A 16,773-nucleotide genomic window follows, 5' to 3' on the forward strand; every position below is an offset into this window, starting at 1 on the left:
TGTTTCAGGTTTGGTATGCGGTCAAGTCATGCGGGAAAGTCGCCCTCGGCCTCGCTCCAGAGGCTGACGCGGCGGTTGCGTTGCTTGAAGAAATCGATCTCGCGCGCGACGCCGGCGCTTTCTTTCCAGCCGTCGGCATCGATGACGATCAGCTCGTCCATCGCCTCCATGAAAACGGCATCGACCGGCCCCCAGAGCTTGCCGATGCCCGCCTTGTCGAGATCGGCAAGGTGGCCGTTGATCGGATGGGACATCGACACCTGGCTGAAGACGGCGCCGCCGCCCCGCACGATGCGGGCGGCCACGGCGTTCGACAGCGTGAAACGCTGTTCCACGACCGTTTTGTCGGCATGCCCGTAGGGGCATGCGAGAAAGATCTTTCGCATGTTCTAAGCTCCGGAAATGGTCTGTCTGTGGTCGAGGGCGTCACTGACGCCAGGCTCGAGCCCTCTCGATGGCGCGCGCGAAGCGCGCATGCTCAGCCGTGCTGACGGAAGCATCCGGCGTGAAGGTCTGCGCCGCCTTGCGGGCGCCGCTGACGTCGACGCCGCAGAGTTCGGCAAGGCCGAGCGCTGTCAGCTCGTGCATCGGCGGCACGGTGATCGACCGCCTGCTCGCCGAGGCGAGGAACTGGGCGAAATAGCTGCTCTGCGACAGGCCGCCGTCGATGGAGATGCTTTCACCGAGCGGGACGACCTGCGCGGCGGCCTCGATGAGGCCCACCGTCAGCATCGCGATGCCCTCCAGGACCGCGCGAACCATGTCCCGTCGGTCCGTTGCATGGTCCATGCCGATGAAGAGTGGCGCAGCCTGGCGGTCCCAGTAGGGTGCGGCAAGGCCGGAAAGCGCCGGCACGAAAACGATGCCGCGGCTGAGGGCCGACGGCCCCTCGAAGCTGCCGAGCTCCTCCATTGCCGAGAAGAGGCCGATATTGCGCGCCCATTCGAGCGCCGAGCCGGCATCGTAGACGCCGCCCTCGACGGCGAAGGTCGGCGCTTCGCCCTTACGATGCCAGGCAATGGTCGGCAGAAGGTCTGAAGCGGGCGGACGCCTGTCTCCGGTGACGGACAAAAGGAAGGCGCCGGTGCCGAAGGTGATCTTGCAATCACCGGGCTTGCGGCAATCGTGGCCGTAAAGGGCGGCCTGCTGGTCGACGATCGAGACCTTGACGGGCGTTCCGCCGATGGTCCCGAAGGTTTCGTTGACGGCGGCGATATCGGGAAGGCAGTGTCGAGGGACGCCGTGCAGGTCGCACATCTCCTCGCTCCAGCTGCCGGTGGCAAGATCAATGAGGCCCGTGCGCGAGGCGGTTGCCAGATCCGTACGGAACGTGCCGCACAGCCGGTCGAGGAAGAAGGCGTCCGTCGTGCCGAGCCGCAGGCGGCCGGCCTGAAGTGCGGTGGAGACCGCCGGGATGTTCTTGACCAGCCAGGCGAGTTTGCTGGCGGAGAAGTAGGGATCAAGCGGCAGGCCGCAGACGCTCTTGGAGCGTTCCCCCGCGGCAGGCGGCAGGGCGGCAAGGTCGTCCGCCGTCCGCGCATCCTGCCAGACGATGACAGGAGAGAGGGCCTTTCCGGTCTCTGCGTCCCAGGCAAGGCAGCTTTCGCCCTGGTTGGAAATGCCGATCGCATCCACCGGCCCGGCGCCCTCCAGCACGGCCTCGATGTTGCGCAGCAGTTCCTCCGGATCGTGCTCCACCCAGCCGGGTGCCGGATGGTGCTGCGCATGGCGGCGCGTGCCGGCGACCGTCCAGGCCCCGCCATCCTCGACGACGAGGCAGCGGGTGGACGTCGTGCCCTGATCTATGGCGGCTACCCGCATTATGATTCCTCCCTGAAACGAAAATGGACGTGCTGCGCCTGCGGCGCCGCCGCCGGAATGGGCACGAGGACGCGCCGCTCGGGCATCCAGGTGCCGCTGGCGTGCCACACTTCGCGCCCCTCCAGTTCAAGCGACAGGCGGCCCTTCGCGCGGCGCAGGAAGCGCAGCTGGAAGTCCCGGAATGCCGCAGGCAGAGAGGCCGCACGGCGCAGGATGTTCGGCACGACGAGCTTGACCGGATCGTCGAAGGTGACGGCAACCGGTTGTGCTGCCTCCGGGTCGCGGCCGATATCCGCAGCCAACGAGCGCCCGATCGCGCGGCCTTCGCGATAGGCCCAGCCGCCGGTCTCGACCGCGCGCAGCACGTTGCCGGCAGCGAAATGCAGCGGATCGCGCGCGCGTCCATATTGATCGACCGCCGGGCCGTCGCTGCCGGTATCGACCCCGATAGAAGACTGCAGGAACAGCGCCGATTCCGGCGTGAACTGTCCCGTCAGCAGCACGCCGTCACAGGCGAGGGTTTCGAGCTCACCGTTCCGGCGGATGGTGACGGCCTCGACGCGATCGCGCCCGACGATGTCGACGATGTCGGTGCTGCGGTGGAACGGCACGCGGACCAGTGTGGGAAACCAGTTCAGGGGGAGCCGGGCAAGGGCGTGGGAGCGCGGCTCTATCATCGCGACGGGCCTTGCCCCGTGGGTGAGGCAGGTCAGCACGGCCGACAAAGAGACGAGTTCGGAGCCGACGATGAGCGGGCGGCGGAACGGCACGAGGCCGTGGAAGGCGATATAGGCCTGGAGCGTGCCCGTGGTGACGACGCCGATCGGCCGGTCGCCGGAGAGCAGGCGCGCAGAGCGTGGCTTTTCGCGCGCGCCGGTCGTCACCAGGATGCGTCTTGTACGGAGGGTCTCGACGCCGCGGCCCGAGGTGACCGTGACGGCCCCGCCCTCTTCCAGCCGCACGACGGAATGGCCCGTGCGGATATCGACGCCGGCCGTGGCGGCTTCCCGTTCGAGTTTGCGCCCATAGGCCGCCCCGAAATAGACGCGGCCGAATTCCAGCATGCCGAAGGGGGAATGGCTGCAGTGGCGGGTTGCGCCACCGAGTGCCGGCTCACGGTCGAGCAGGCTGACTCGCCCGGCGCCGCGCTTGCGCATCTCGATGGCTGCCGCGACGCCCGAGGGGCCGCCGCCGATGACGATGACATCCGCGTCGAACGGGCTCATCGGCTCTCTCCCGTTTCGCTGGCCAGTGGTGTTGCAAGCTTTCCGCGGGTCATCTCGGCAAGGCGTGCATTGCAGTAGAAGCCCTGGCAGCGCCCCATGCCGGCGCGCGTGCGCCGGCGCAGGCCGCCGAAATCGCCGGGCGGGACGGGGCTGTCGAAGGTCGCCTCGATCTCGCGGCGCGTGACCAGCTCGCAGTGACAGACGATCTCGCCATGGTCGGGGCGTTGCCAGTCGCGCTCCCGGCATTCGGCCAGATTGGGGACTGAGACCGGTGGAACCTCGGAAGGGTGTGCAAAATCACCGGCAAAATCCGAATACAGCTTCAGGGCGTGCTGCGCGAGGCCAAGAGCAGAGCTGAGGCCTGTCGAGCGGATGCCGCCGAGCGTGATGGCGCGCTTGTCGGGCCGCACGAAAACCCGATAGCCCTTTTCCTCGCTGGCGGGGCGTAGCCCGGCATAGACCGCCGTCACCGGAATACCGGCAAGGGCGGGCACGATTTCCGCCGCGCGGCGCAAGAGGGCGTCGAGCGTTTCCGTCTCGACCGTGGCGCGCACCCGGTCCTCCTGCTCCTCCGCCGTCGGGCCGACGAGCACGTTGCCGAAGGCGGTGGGACAGACGACGATGCCTTTGGTGATTTCCGTCGGGACCGGCAGGATGATGCGGGGGACATGGCGCGCGGCGGCCTTGTCGAGCACGACGAACTGGCCCTTGCGCGGCTTGATGCGGAAGGCCGCTTCGAAGCCGAGGCGGCTATCGACGATATCGCCGTAAAGGCCGGCCGTATTGATCACGCTGCCTGCCTCGATGATGCCGGCCGACGTTTCCAGCCGCCAGCTCCCGTCGAACGCGCCTTTGAGAAGTTCCGCGCCGCGCAGGAAGATCGTGCCGAGCGAAACGGCCTGCGTGAGATAGGCGAGCGGCGCCGACCAGGGATCGATGACATGTTCGCCCGGCACTTCGAGGGCGCCGGCAAGGCGTTCCGACAGCGTCGGCATTGCGGCGCGCGCTTCGGCGCCTGAGCGGAGCACGACATCCGTGATGCCGTTTTCGTGCGCCTGGGCGTCGATGGCGGCCAGCTTGTCGGCCTCGAGGCTGTTCCAGGCGCAGACGAAGGCCGTTGTGGTGACGAGGGGCAGGTTCAGCGTGTCGCGGATCGCGAGATACTCCCGCCGGCCCGCGCGGACCAGATCGAGCTCGAGGCTGCCGGGCGGGGCGTCGAAGCCCGTATGCAGGATCGCGCTGTTCGCCTTGGACGCTCCGGAGAGAATGTCCGTTCCCTTCTCGATGAGCACAACCTTCGCACCGGCCAGCGCAAACCGCCGGGCGACCGCACAGCCCACGACGCCTGCGCCGATGATCGCGATGTCGAATGATCCGCTGATGGCGGGGGGAAGGGGCACTGACATTTCTCCCGTTCGGTCAATTGTTGACTGAACGGTATTTAACGTTTGACCGAATGTAAAGCGGGATTGCGAGCCAGTTCGGGCGTTGCGTGATAGAAAGCCCTGATTCTCAGCGCGTGCGGTGCAAGAGTGAAAACCTCAGGTTTTGACCGATCGGTCTCTTTTCGGTCATTGACTTGACCGATCATCGCGCTACAACGGGAAAGCATAGCAAACGAGTGGCTTTGCATTCGAAAACCGTTGCCGGAAAGGACCATTGTGAGGCCTGCGGATCGCCACGAAAAAATTGTGCGGCTGGTGCACAAGGCTGGGGAGATCAGTGTCGATGAGCTGGCCCAGACGCTCTCCGCCTCCCGGGAAACCATCCGGCGCGATCTCTCGAACCTCGATGCGATGGGGCGCCTGAAGAAATTCCACGGCGGCGCGCGGGTTCGCTCCACGCCATCGGTCGAGCCGGCCGTGGAGGGGCCCTTCGCGCTGCGCATGGCGGAAAACCTCACCGCAAAACGACGGATCGCCTATGCCGCCGCCCGGCTGCTTGCGCCGGGGGATTCGGTGTTCATCGACACGGGCACTACGACGCTGATCCTGGCGGAGACGCTCGTCGACCTGCCGGCGCTGGTCGTCATCACCAATTCCTGGAAGATCGCCGCGACGGTTTCGGCCAATGCCGATCACAAGGTCTTCCTGCTCGGCGGAGCCTATGGCGCGGATGCGGGGGAGACGCTCGGGCAGTTCGCTGTCGAGCAGGTGCGGAAGTTCCGCGCGCGCCACGCCTTTCTCACCGTCGGGGCGGTGGATCAGCATTCGGTCATGGACTTCGACGCGCAGGTAACGGAGGTGGCGCAGACCATGATCGAACGCGCGGAGGCGGTCACCGTGCTGGCGGATGCTTCGAAATTCGGCAAGCACGGCATTTTCGAGGTCGCGCCCTGGTCTGCGCTGGACCGGCTGGTGACGGAACAGGAGCCGCCGGCCTCGATCGCCGAGGCGCTGGCGGCCGCCGGGACGGAAGTCGTGATCGCCTGAGCGGGTAGACCGTGCCCCGAGCTGGGGGCACGGCCAGCGGGCTCAGCCCGCCACGAGGAACCAGGACCGGCGCGCCTGCATCAGCCCCACGGCATAGATGGAGAAGGCAAGGACCGCGGTCGCGGGTGCCGAGAGTTCCGCATAGGCGCCGCCCCAGACATGGAGCGCGATGCCGACCGCGGCGGCGACGAACCAGGCGCTGATACCGAGCGGATTGAAGGCCGGCACATGGCTGGAGCGGTATTCGATGGCCGGACCCACCAGCGTGCTGTAGCGGTCGATCAGGATGTGCGCCATGGCGACGGCGACCCAGGCGACGACGAAGATGCCCTGGTAGGCGAGGGCCTGGAGCAGGTAGGAGAAGACGTCGGCGAGCATCAGGAGATAGACGATGACGCCGACCGCGATCGCCCAGCCGACGCGGCCGAAGGGCAGGCGACCGAAGAGCTGCACCAGCGCTTCGAGGTTGACGGCGGCGAGGTAGTAGTTCGCCGTGTTGATGCGCGTCTGCGTGACCCAGACGAAGGCGAGGCCCCAGATGCCCATGAGCTTCAGGAGCGCCAGCAGCACGCTGACCTCCGAGAGCGCGCCGAGATCCGGCACGGTGCCGATCATGAACATGCCGAAGAGGCCGCTGACGAGGAAGGCGACGGCGTAGAAGGGCGTGCCGAAGTTGAACCAGGCGTGATAGCCGGCGTCTTCCTGGCGACCGAAGCGGGCATAGTCGAAGGTGAACATCATCAGCACCCAGACGCCCATGTAGTAGACGAAGCAGGACCACCAGCCGCCGGCCGGTTCGCCGGTTTCCGGGCCGAGGTTCAGCCATTTGTCGCTGTAGCCGTATTCGCCGATGGCGAGCGCGACGGCGACCACGAGGCCGAGGATGTAGAAGGGCAGGAGCACGCCGTTGAACTTGTCGAGCCAGGTCTGGATGCTGCCGAAGATTAGGGGCACGCTGTAGAGCACGACGATGAGCGCCGCGACGGGATAGGAGATCGACGGCATGACGGTGTTGATGCCGACGGCGATGACCGAGCCCTCGAAGACGGCGTAGTAGATCGCCGTGGCGCAGAAGATCAGCGTTGCGAGCCCCGCCCCGACATTGCCGAAGAGGACGCGCGAGAACAGCGCGACGGAAAGCCCGGTGCGGATGGCGAAGCGGCTCAGCACCGCATTGACGACGCCATAGGCGATGACCGACAGCACGATGCCGATGATGGCGTTGCGCGTGCCGAAATTGAGCGCCATTGCCGCGCCGACGACGATATAGAACACGGCGCTGCACACGGCCCACCAGGCCATGGTCAAGGCGCCTTTCGGCATGCGCGCGTGCGGCGGGACCGCCACGTTGGAAAAATCCGAATTGTCGGCTTCGGTGGCCGATACGTTGCCTGCCATCTTGTTCCCCTCGATTGTTGCAGGTGATGCGGTTCGACCGGCGACAGTGTCGGCCGGGCGGGCGATTGGGTGCGTATCTGTCTGGTGGCGAGGTGCTTGGGTCTGATCCGCCGGCTTCGGATTGCCGATGCGAAGGGGATCAGGGACCTCGGAGAAGCGTCATCGACATTGGTGCGTGCATTGCTCCTCCCAACGCATGTCCTCTCTGACCAGCCAACGCTAGGCCGATTGCCTCCTTTTGAAAAATTCTATTTTTGCATGTTCTGGATCTGAAAATCAGAACTGTTCATTCGCTGTCTTGGCCGTAAAAACCGTCGATTATACAGACGTTTAGGCGTATATCGCCAAACGCATTCGCGGTTTCATTGGCGTGTATGCAAAGCGCCTTCTGTTTTTTTGATATAGGATCGCCATAAACCAGAAGGCGCTTTGCAACGGGACGTTTCGGGCGGCTCCGCTGGCGCAACCGCCCAGGGCCGATTAGGTGCGGGTCAGCAGGTAGCTGCCGCTTTCATGCAGCACGCTCGTCCAGCCGGGCTCGATCACGATGGTCGTCGTCACCTCCTCGATGATTGCCGGTCCCTCGATGCGGGCGCCTGCGCCGAACTTCGCGCCGTCATAGATCGGCGTGGACGTCGCCTTGCCGGATTGGTCGAAGATCGCCTCGCGGTAGCCTTTCAGGGCCGCTTTCGCCTCGCCGCCTTCGGCGAGTTTCGGCGGACGGACCTTTTCGATGAGGCCGTAGACGGTGGATTCGAGATTCACCACCTCGACCGCACTGTGGCGTTCGGCATAGGTGTAGAGTTCCTCGTGCCGGGCGTGGAAGGCGTCCTTGACCTTCTCGATGGTCGTAGCGTCGATCGGGAAGGTGCCGATATCGACCGTGCATTCATGCACCTGGCCGACATAGCGCATGTCGATCGAGCGCTTGATGGCGATCGCGTCGTCGGCAAAACCGTCGGCCTTCAGATGCGAAACGCCCTTCTCCTCGATCTCGTGGAACAGGCTGTCGATGCGCTGGTAGGCGGCGGCATTGTCGAGGCGCACCGGGGCCGGGGCCATGTAGTTGTATTTGACGTCGGAGATGATCTGGCCGAAAGCGCAAAGGCCGGAGGCGAGTTTCGGCAGGATGATCGTATCGATGCCCATCTCGCTTGCGAGCGCCGTGATATGCGCTGCCGTCGCGCCGCCCGCGCCGACCAGCACGAAATCGCGCGGATCGTAGCCGCGTTCGACGGAGACGCGGCGGATGCCGTTGACCATGCTGTTGTTGACGATGGCGAACATGCCGTAGGCGGCCTGTTCGACGGAGATGCCGAGCGGTTCGGCGACCCGGGCCACCGCGGCGCGCGCCTTCTCGATGTCGAGCGGCAGCTTGCCGCCGAGCAGGCCCTCCGGGTTGAGGTAGCCCAGCACGAGATTGGCGTCGGAGGTGGTCGGCTCGGTGCCGCCGCGGCCGTAGCAGGCGGGGCCGGGCTCGGAGCCGGCCGACTGCGGGCCGACCTGCAACAGGCCGAGCGGGTCGATCCAGCCGATGGAGCCGCCGCCGGCGCCCAGCGTCTCCACCTGGATCATCGGCACGCCGATGCGGTAGCGCAGGAAGTCGATGTTCTTGTTGAGGTTGGTCTGGCCGTTGCGCGTCAGCGTGATGTCGAAGGAGGTGCCGCCCATGTCGACGGTGATGACGTTCTTCTGGTCGAAGGGCGCGCCGGCATAAAGACCCGCCTGCGGCGCGGAGGCCGGGCCGGAATTGATGGCGTAGACCGAGCGGTCGGTCATCACCTGGCCGATGGCGAGGCCGCCGTTCGACTGGAAGTAGCGCACCGGCTGCTTGGCGCCGAGTTTGCGGAAATAGGCGTCGACGGCGGCGACGTAGCGGCGCATGACGGGCGCGAGATAGGCATTGGTGACGGCGGTGGAAGTGCGGGTGTATTCGCGCACCTGTGGATAAAGCTCGCCGCCCACGGTCAGGATCGCGTCCGGCATCATCTCGCGTACGATCTCCGCGGCACGCCGCTCGTGGCTCGGGTCGAGCACGGACCAGACGAAGGAGATGGCGACGGTCTCGACGCCCTCTTTCAGGAACAGGCGGCAGGCCTCGCGCACGTCTTCCTCGTGCAGCGGCGTGCGCACGGAGCCGTCGGAGAGAATGCGCTCGCGCACGCCGCGGCGGAGGTAACGCGGCACGAGCATGGTCGCGGCGGGATAATCCGGGTCGTAGCGGAAACCGTCTTCCTTGTGGCCGTTGCGAATCTCGATGGAGTCTTCGTGGCCGGCGGTGCAGATCAGCCCCGTCTTGCCGCCGCGATGGGTGATCAGCGCGTTGAGGCCGACCGTCGTGCCGTTGATGCAGAGATCGCAGCTCGCAATGATCTCCTCGATCGGCTTCCTGAGATCGGCGGCGATGAGGCCGAGGCCGTTTTCGATGGCCTTGGTCGGGTCGGTGGGCGTGGAGAGCGCCTTGAACAGTTTTACCTCTCCGCTGGCGCGGTCGGCGATGACGAAGTCGGTGAAGGTGCCGCCGGCGTCGATGCCGAGACGGTAGGAATGCAGGGTCATGTGGGATCTTCCTTATTCGCTGGCGCGCAGCCGCGCGGTCTCGGCGGTATCGACGGCGAGGGTTTGCGGGTTGGCGATGGCGACGCCGTAGTCGGCGCGCGCACCTTCGATGGAGACGAGGCCGTTGCGCACGTCCCAGACGACCTTCTCCACCGGCCGCTCGAAGGGATTGCCGTAGCCGCCGCCGCCCGGATTGAGGTTGGTGATGGTCTGGCCCGGCTTGATGGTTTCAATGATGTTCTTGCGCTCGACCTCGACCTTGCCGTCGCGGCGCAGCTCCACGCGGCCGACCTTGGTGTCGACCATCGCCGATTTTGCGCCCGCCGCGCCCATGGCGGGAATGCGCCGGCCTTCGCCGAAACCGATGCACAGCATGTCGCCGTTGAGCGGTTCCACCTCCCAGGCGGTGCCGGAACCGCCGCGGAATTTTCCCGCGCCGCCGGAATCGGTCATCAGCGAATAGCGGTGGATGACGATGGGGTAGGAGTATTCCAGAAGCTCGACGTCGCCGGAGGTGAGCGCGCCGAAGCAGCATTCCGGGCCGACGGCATGCCAGCCGTCCTGTTTGGGTGTCGCGCCGCCGCCGGAGATGATGGTGGCGAGCACCATGGTCACGAATTCCTCGTTGGTGCGGGAATCGCGGCCGGCAATGTTGAGGCCGTTGGCATGGCCCCAGGAGGCGGAGACCTTTGAGGGCATTGCCTTTTCGAAGGCGAGGCGCACGGCGTCGGTCAGCGTCTCCATCGGCGTCGTCGTGCAATTCATGTGCGGGGCCGGTTCCTGCGCGTTGCAGAGCGTGCCCTTCGGCCCGAAATCGAGGCTGACGCAGCGATAGAGGCCCTCGTTGTAGGGTGGCGGCAGGGCGGCGAACATCATCAGGCCGAGATAGACGCCGGAATGGGAATTGCCCTCGTAGGAGTTGATGAAATAGGGGATCTGCGGCGGGCTCGCGATGGCGATGTGGCAGCTATCGCCCGTGACCGTCACGGTCGCCTTGATCTCGAAATCGCCGAAACCGTGGCCGGCATCTTCCAGGATGGCGGCGCCCTCGTAGGTGCCGTCGGGCACGGTGGATATCAGTGCGCGCATGTGCCGGTCGGCCATGTCGAGCAACGTGTCGACGCAGGCGTCCACCTGCGCCTTGCCGTATTTGTCGAGCATGGCGATGAGGTTGCGCTCGCCGACCTGGCAGGCGCCGATCAGCGCCCGGAAATCGCCCTCCTGGTCGCGGCGGGCGCGCATGTTGGTGAGGATCATGTTGAGCACGTCGTGGCGCGGCGTGCCGCGGTCCCAGATTTTGACCGGCGGAATGCGCAGGCACTCGGCGTAGATTTCCGTGGCGTTGGGGTTGTAGCCGGCGGGCACGGGGCCGCCGATATCGGTGAGATGGCCCTTGCAGACGGTCCAGTAGACGAGCTCGCCCTTGTAGAAGACCGGCTTGTACATGCAGGTATCGATGGCGTGGCTACCGCCGAAGGCCGGGTCGTTGTGCAGGAACAGGTCGCCCTCGTGGATGTCGTCGCCGAAGAAGGCGGCGACCGCCTTCATGGCGGGAATGAGCGAGCCGAGATGGATCGGGATGTCCTGGCCTTGCAGGATCATTTCCGGCCGGGCGTTGAACAGCGCCGTCGAATAGTCGTGTGCCAGGTTGAAGACCGACGAGCGGGCCGTCTTTTCGAGCGCGAGCGTCATTTCACGCTGGGTCGTCTCGAGCATGCCGCGCACGACCGACAGGGTGATCGGGTCTACCTTGGAAGTCTGGGTATGATTCATCGTGTTCACGCTGGTTGAGGGCGAGAACCGACGGCCTGGAAACCGTTGGAGGTGCTGATGTGACTGTTCCCTTAAGCCGCCGGTATCTGTCGCACCGTTGAAGCCGGGGTCAATCTAGGCAGAGTTTTCCGCTTCGGTCTTTGCAGTGCGGGAACGACAAATTGCGCTGGGGCGCACAAGCTGTCATTTTCGTTGCCTGGCGGAAATCCTGTGCGTACCTTTGTCCGAAGAGGGGAAGCCGCATGAAGACGAGCATCACCACAAGCGCGACACGCGCCCCGGACCGCAGCCGGCACTGGCACGAGGCCATCGCCTCGGCCTATTTCCCGCTCGACCTGCGTTTCCGTGATCCCGACCGGTTTTCCGGCGACCTGACGACCTGGCAGTTCGGCGACGTCTCGATCTCGCGGCTCACCTCGGATGCCCTGCAATACCACCGCCTGCCGCATCATTTTCGCGCCGCGCGCGACGAGGAGTTTCTGGTGACGGTGCCGGCCAAGGCGGAGGTGTTCTTCTCCCAGTGCGGCAAGGACATCAGATGCCCGCCCGGCGGCTTCTTCCTGGAGCGCAGCAGCGAGCCCTACCAGTTCAGCCATGCCGAGCCGGCGGACATGTGGGTGCTGAAGGTGGAGGGCGACGCACTGGCGGGCCGCATGCGCGCGCCCGATCGCTTCTGCACCCTGCAATTCGAGGCGGACAACGGGGCGGGCGGCCTCTTCACCGACATGCTGCATCTCCTGCCGGCGCGTTTCGACGGCATGACGCAGGAGGCGCGTATCACGGTCGGCCGGCAGCTTGTCGATCTGCTCGTTCTGGCGATCAAGGCCGACGACCGGGTGCTGGCCTCGGGCAATTCCACGGTGCGCGGCGCCCATCTCGCCCGCATCGAGGCCTATGTGCGCGCCAATCTCCAGGACTTTCGGCTTGATCCCGAGCGCATCGCGCGGGCCTGCGGCATCTCCACGCGCTACCTGCACGAACTCTTCCGCGATACGGGGCAGACCGTGCGGAGCTGGATCCGCGACCAGCGGCTGATGGCCTGCCGGGAGGCGCTGGAGGACCCGAACAATGTCGAGACGGCGGCGGAGATCGCCTATCGCTGGGGTTTTGGCGACCAGACGCAGTTTTCCCGCGTCTTCAAGGCCGAATTCGGCGTGCCGCCGGGCGAATTCCGCGAAAACGCCCGGGCTGGCCGTCTGTCATAGGCTGAAGCGGCCGGAAAGATCCGCGACCTGCTCGCCGTCCCGCACGAGCATGCGGCCGCGACGGATGACGGTGCGTTTTTGGGGCGTCAGCGCCACGGCCTCTGCGAGCGTGCGGGCGGGAACGAGCACGAGATCGCCGAAATCGCCTTCGGCAAAGCCGTAGCCCGAAAGGCCGATGCCCTCAGCGCCGCCGACGGTGCAGATGCGCATCGTTTCCGCAAGGTCCGCATCGTTGGTCATGCCGTTGCGCTGGGCGAGGTATTTTGCCCGTTCCACCATGTCGCCGTTGCCCCAGGGCTCCCAGGTACCCTGGATGCCGTCCGAGCCGGAGGCGGTCGTGAGGCCGCATTCGCGCATCAGGCGCAGCGGCAGGGCAGGCGCCGCGGGGCTGCCGACCGTCATGACAGAAATGTTTTCCGCTGCCATTGCCTCGATCAGCGCGCGCTGGCGGGCCGGATCCAGCATGCCGAGGCAATAGGCGTGGCTGACCATGACGCGGCCCTGCATGGCGAGCGCCCGCGTCCGCTCGACGATCAATTCCAGGCAGAAGGCGCCAAGATCGCCGGGTTCGTGCAGGTGGATGTCGATCGGCTTTCCGTAACGCTCCGCGAGGGCGAAAATTTCGTCGAGATGGCGCACCGGATCGCGGTCGATGGTGGCGGGATCGATGCCGCCGACGATATCGGCTCCGGCCCGCATCGCGGTGTCCATCAGGTCCAGCGTGCCCGCGCGCGGCAGCATGCCGCTCTGCGGGAAGGCGACGATCTGCACGTCCACGAGATCGCGCACCGCTTCGCGGGTTTCGATGACACCCTCGATATTGGCGGTGCCGATCTCCGTATCGACGTCGACATGGCTGCGGATGTGGAGCACGCCGTATTTCAGTGTCTGGAGAACCTGGCGGGCGGATTGGCGGCGGGCGTCAATACCGAGGTCGCGCTTGGCCTCGCGGTCGGCGAGGATGCGGTCGTTGCGCGTCGGGCCGACACGGTTTTCATACCAGTCCATGCCGATCAGCGTCTTGTCGAGATGGGTATGGGCTTCGACGAGGCCGGGAAGCGCGATGAAACCGGCGGCGTCGATCACCTCTGCCGGCGGCTGATCGCCGGGCGGGCTGAAGCGGCCGTCGCGGATGACGAGATCGACCGGTGCGCCGCCGAGGGGGCGGGCGTTGCGGATGAGAAGGTTTTGGGTCATGGCGGTCTCCCTTTCCGGCGTCAGGTGAGGCCGGCGCGGCGCATGGCGAGGCGATAAGCTCTTTCGGCGCGGTCGAGGATCGCGCCCTCGTCGGCCTGCACCAGTTTTCGCCCGCGCATCAGCACGCGGCCGCCGACGATGGTCGTGTCGACATCCGCGCCGTTGGCGAAGCGCGCGAGGCGCTGCACCGGATCGGTAGGCGGCCAGAGATGCGGCTGACGCATGTTGGCAAGGAGAATGTCGGCGCGCTTGCCGACCTCCAGCGAGCCGATCTCGTCTTCCATGCCAAGCGCCCGGGCGCCCTCGATCGTCGCCATTTCGAGAAGCTGTTGCGGCGGCAGCACGGCGTCGTCGCGAAAATGCCGGGCGTGGTAGCGGTGCGCCTGGAACATGTTGCGGAACATGTCGAAGGAGCGGTCGGGCGCCGCAGCATCGGTACCGAGCGAGACGGTGACACCGTCCTCCATCAGCTCCGGCGCCGGGCAGCGGCCGGACACCGACATCAGCGCGCTCGGATTGTGCGCCACCTTGGCGCCGGTACGCTTCAGCACGGCGCGGTCCTCGTCGGTGAGGTCGATGCAGTGGGCGAGCAGCGAACGGGTGTCGAAGAGGTCGAGGCTGGCGTCGTTGGCCGCGATCGAGCCGTCGCGGTGGCCATCCTGCACCAGGAGCACGCCCTTTTCCCGGGCAAGGTCGCGCGCCTTCAGGCAAAGGGCGCGCACGGCGGGGTCTTGGAGGTCGCATGCATCGAAGACCGGCAGCGAGACGGCGAGCCGTACCCGGTCATTGCGACCGGCCCAGGCATCGATCAGGATCGTGCACACCTTCAGTTGTGTATCCGGTAAAACAGCGATTTCGTCATACGATTTGGCGTTGTATTTTCGGTAGATACTCTTTGCCGAGAGCCGGTTGGGGCCGATGGCCAGCACTTCCCGCAGTCCCATTTCGGCGATAACGGCAAGATGCGCGTCGGCGGCGTCCGGCGCTTCGGTGCGCATGATATCCGGCCCGCCGCCGAAGAGGAGAGCGGCGGTGGTCGTGCCGCATTTGATGCGTTCCGCGGCTGAAAGCGCTGCCTCCGCTGCCCAGAATTCCGCATCCGTCGCCTCGGCGTAGACCCGGCCGGTGATCGTCATCCAGTCTTCTGAATCCCCGCCCAGACCCTTGGTCAGCATGTGTCCGGCGTGAGCATGGGTGTCGATCAGCCCCGGCATGACAACCATGCCGGCGGCGTCGATGCGAGACGTTTCGGGCGGCATGGCAGGCACATCCGCGCCGATGGCGGCGATCCGCCCGTCACGCACCAGCAGGGATGCTCCCTCCAGCACTCTTCGGCCGGCATCCATGGTGAGGATCACGCCATTTTCGATCAGCAATGTGTCGGTCACTCAAAATCCTCCTAAATTGGATACAATTTTTGCATATATTGTGTGCAAATTCTAGCGCTGGTATCTTGATATTCCATTTTCATTATGTACATTCATATTCGGAGTGATCGTATGCAAAAATAGTGTTGTATGCATACAAATCTGGGAGAATCCGCATGAAGACCTATGTGAAAACCCTGCTGGCGGGGCTGGCCATGCTGGCGCCGCTTTCCGTACCTGCCCTTGCCGAGACGCTGCGCTGGGCGTCGTCCGGTGATGTCATTTCCTACGACCCGAATGCGCAGGTCGACAGCTTTACCCAGAGCGTGCACCACATGGTGTTCGACCCGCTGGTGCGGCGGAACAAGGAGCTGAAGCTGGAACCGGCGCTCGCCACCTCCTGGGAGGTCATCGAGCCGACGCGCTGGCGCTTCAAGCTGCGCCAGGGCGTGAAGTTCCATGAAGGCCAGCCCTTCAATGCCGACGACGTGGTGGCGACGATCCAGCGTCAGATCGATCCCGGCGCACGCAACCGCGAAAATCTCTCCACCGTTACCGGCGTCGAGAAGGTGGACGACTATACCGTCGATCTCATCCTGCGCGGCCCCTATCCGCTGCTTCTCAACGACCTCGCCGCCATCTACATCATGAGCAAGCCCTGGATGGAGGAGCATGATGCGCTGAAGCCGGGCAACGCCTCGACGGGCGTCGTCACCTATGCGAGCAACCACGCCAACGGCACGGGCGCCTTCAAGCTGAAGAGCTACGAGCCGGATTCCCGCTCGGTCTTCGAGGTGAACAAGGACTGGTGGGACAAGCCCGAGCACAATCTCGACGAGGTGGAGTTCCGCCCGATCGCTTCCGATGCGACGCGTGTTGCCGCGCTGCTGTCCGGTGAAGTCGACATGATCGCGCCGGTGCCGTTGCAGGATGTCGACCGCATCGCTGCCACGGACGGGCTGAAGGTGGCCGAGAATCCGTCGCTGCGCACCATCTTCCTCGTCTTCAGCTACCGGCCAGAGCTTCATGCCGCCCCCGGAAAACCCAACCCGATGCTCGACGTGCGGGTGCGTCAGGCGCTCTGGCATGCCATCGACATGAACACGATCCAGAAGCGCCTGATGCGCGGAAAGTCGCGTATCGCCGCCATGCTCGTCGCCCCTGCCGTCACCGGCTATGACGAAACCATCGACGTGCCGCTGCCCTACGACATCGACAAGGCCAAGGCGCTGCTCGCCGAGGCGGGCTATGCCGATGGCTTCAAGACGGGGCTCGCCTGCCCGAACGATCGCTACATCGCCGACGAGCAGATCTGCCTGGCGATTGCCTCCATGTGGGCGAAGGTCGGCGTCCAGGTGGATCTCAGCGTCGAGAGCAAGACGACCTATTTCCCGCGCACCGACAAGGGCGAGTTCGATACCTATCTGCTCGGCTGGGCCTCGCTGCCGCCAATGGACGGTTTCAGCCCGCTGCAGTCCCTGCTGGCCACCAACGATGGGGTCTTCGGCGGCAGCAATGCGGATGGGTTGTCCAACCCCGAGATTGACAAGCTGGCGCATGCCGCGGCCGTCGAACTCGACGAAGCCAAGCGTGTCGACATGCTGAAGCAGGCCTTCCGCATCACTCATGACCAGGTGCTCTATCTGCCGCTGCACCAGCAGCCCGTCGCCTGGGCGATGAGCACCAAGGTCGACATGCCGCAGTTCCCCGACGAATACGTTCGTCCCTGGTTCGCGCAGGTCAAGAAGTAACGGGATTCTCCCGAGGCATGGTTCCGGCCGGTGAAAGTTGGCCG

Annotated in this window: 11 protein-coding genes and 1 pseudogene; 3 read left to right on the plus strand and 9 right to left on the minus strand. The window is 65.4% G+C overall.

Features of this window, described 5'->3' with window-relative positions:
* Nucleotides 1–26: 26 nt before the first annotated feature.
* The 4 genes and pseudogenes from EXZ48_RS03495 to EXZ48_RS03510 all read right to left on the minus strand — a co-directional run.
* Nucleotides 27–386 (minus strand): DUF1937 family protein, encoded by a 360-nt coding sequence (locus EXZ48_RS03495; RefSeq protein WP_050744721.1) that lies wholly within the window; start codon nt 384–386, stop codon nt 27–29.
* A 40-nt stretch (nt 387–426) separates the two neighbouring features.
* Nucleotides 427–1,821 carry an FGGY family carbohydrate kinase gene (locus EXZ48_RS03500; protein WP_130514330.1) on the minus strand — a complete coding sequence of 465 codons (1,395 nt, stop codon included), beginning with the start codon at nt 1,819–1,821 and terminating at the stop codon, nt 427–429.
* A complete protein-coding gene (locus EXZ48_RS03505; protein ID WP_130514331.1) occupies nt 1,821–3,047 on the minus strand; it encodes an NAD(P)/FAD-dependent oxidoreductase in 1,227 nt (408 codons plus the stop codon). The genes EXZ48_RS03500 and EXZ48_RS03505 overlap by 1 nt, the downstream gene beginning before the upstream one ends.
* Nucleotides 3,044–4,474 (minus strand): annotated as a pseudogene (locus tag EXZ48_RS03510) (NAD(P)/FAD-dependent oxidoreductase); the annotation flags it as partial. The gene EXZ48_RS03505 and the pseudogene EXZ48_RS03510, both read right to left, overlap by 4 nt.
* 234 nt (nt 4,475–4,708) lie before the next feature.
* On the opposite strand from EXZ48_RS03510, the gene EXZ48_RS03515 reads away from it, so the two are divergent.
* Complete coding sequence (locus tag EXZ48_RS03515; protein WP_130514333.1) at nt 4,709–5,479, plus strand: DeoR/GlpR family DNA-binding transcription regulator; 771 nt, start codon at nt 4,709–4,711, stop codon at nt 5,477–5,479.
* A gap of 42 nt (nt 5,480–5,521) precedes the next feature.
* On the opposite strand, the gene EXZ48_RS03520 is transcribed toward EXZ48_RS03515, so the two are convergent.
* The 3 genes from EXZ48_RS03520 to EXZ48_RS03530 form a co-directional block, all read right to left on the minus strand.
* Nucleotides 5,522–6,877: a cytosine permease gene (locus tag EXZ48_RS03520; protein ID WP_023513789.1), complete on the minus strand. Its 1,356-nt coding sequence runs from the start codon at nt 6,875–6,877 to the stop codon at nt 5,522–5,524.
* A 480-nt stretch (nt 6,878–7,357) separates the two neighbouring features.
* Entirely contained in the window at nt 7,358–9,436 is a 2,079-nt protein-coding gene (locus EXZ48_RS03525; protein ID WP_130514334.1) for a hydantoinase/oxoprolinase family protein, read from the minus strand.
* Nucleotides 9,437–9,448: 12 nt separating this feature from the next.
* A complete protein-coding gene (locus tag EXZ48_RS03530) occupies nt 9,449–11,209 on the minus strand; it encodes a hydantoinase B/oxoprolinase family protein (RefSeq protein ID WP_130514335.1) in 1,761 nt (586 codons plus the stop codon).
* Nucleotides 11,210–11,451: 242 nt separating this feature from the next.
* Here EXZ48_RS03530 and EXZ48_RS03535 point away from each other — a divergent pair, with 242 nt between their 5' ends.
* Nucleotides 11,452–12,414 carry a helix-turn-helix domain-containing protein gene (locus tag EXZ48_RS03535; protein ID WP_130514336.1) on the plus strand — a complete coding sequence of 321 codons (963 nt, stop codon included), beginning with the start codon at nt 11,452–11,454 and terminating at the stop codon, nt 12,412–12,414.
* Here the strand turns inward: EXZ48_RS03535 and EXZ48_RS03540 are convergent.
* Both EXZ48_RS03540 and EXZ48_RS03545 read right to left on the minus strand, forming a co-directional pair.
* Nucleotides 12,409–13,611 (minus strand): amidohydrolase, encoded by a 1,203-nt coding sequence (locus EXZ48_RS03540; protein WP_130514337.1) that lies wholly within the window; start codon nt 13,609–13,611, stop codon nt 12,409–12,411. The genes EXZ48_RS03535 and EXZ48_RS03540 overlap by 6 nt on opposite strands.
* Before the next feature lie 20 nt (nt 13,612–13,631).
* Nucleotides 13,632–14,999 (minus strand): amidohydrolase family protein, encoded by a 1,368-nt coding sequence (locus EXZ48_RS03545; protein ID WP_130514338.1) that lies wholly within the window; start codon nt 14,997–14,999, stop codon nt 13,632–13,634.
* Nucleotides 15,000–15,154: 155 nt separating this feature from the next.
* On the opposite strand from EXZ48_RS03545, the gene EXZ48_RS03550 reads away from it, so the two are divergent.
* On the plus strand, nt 15,155–16,729 hold the full coding sequence (locus EXZ48_RS03550) for an ABC transporter substrate-binding protein (protein WP_130514339.1): 1,575 nt from the start codon (nt 15,155–15,157) through the stop codon (nt 16,727–16,729).
* Nucleotides 16,730–16,773 lie beyond the last annotated feature (44 nt).

The sequence above is a fragment of the Shinella sp. JR1-6 genome, assembly GCF_004284735.1.
Taxonomy (GTDB): domain Bacteria; phylum Pseudomonadota; class Alphaproteobacteria; order Rhizobiales; family Rhizobiaceae; genus Shinella.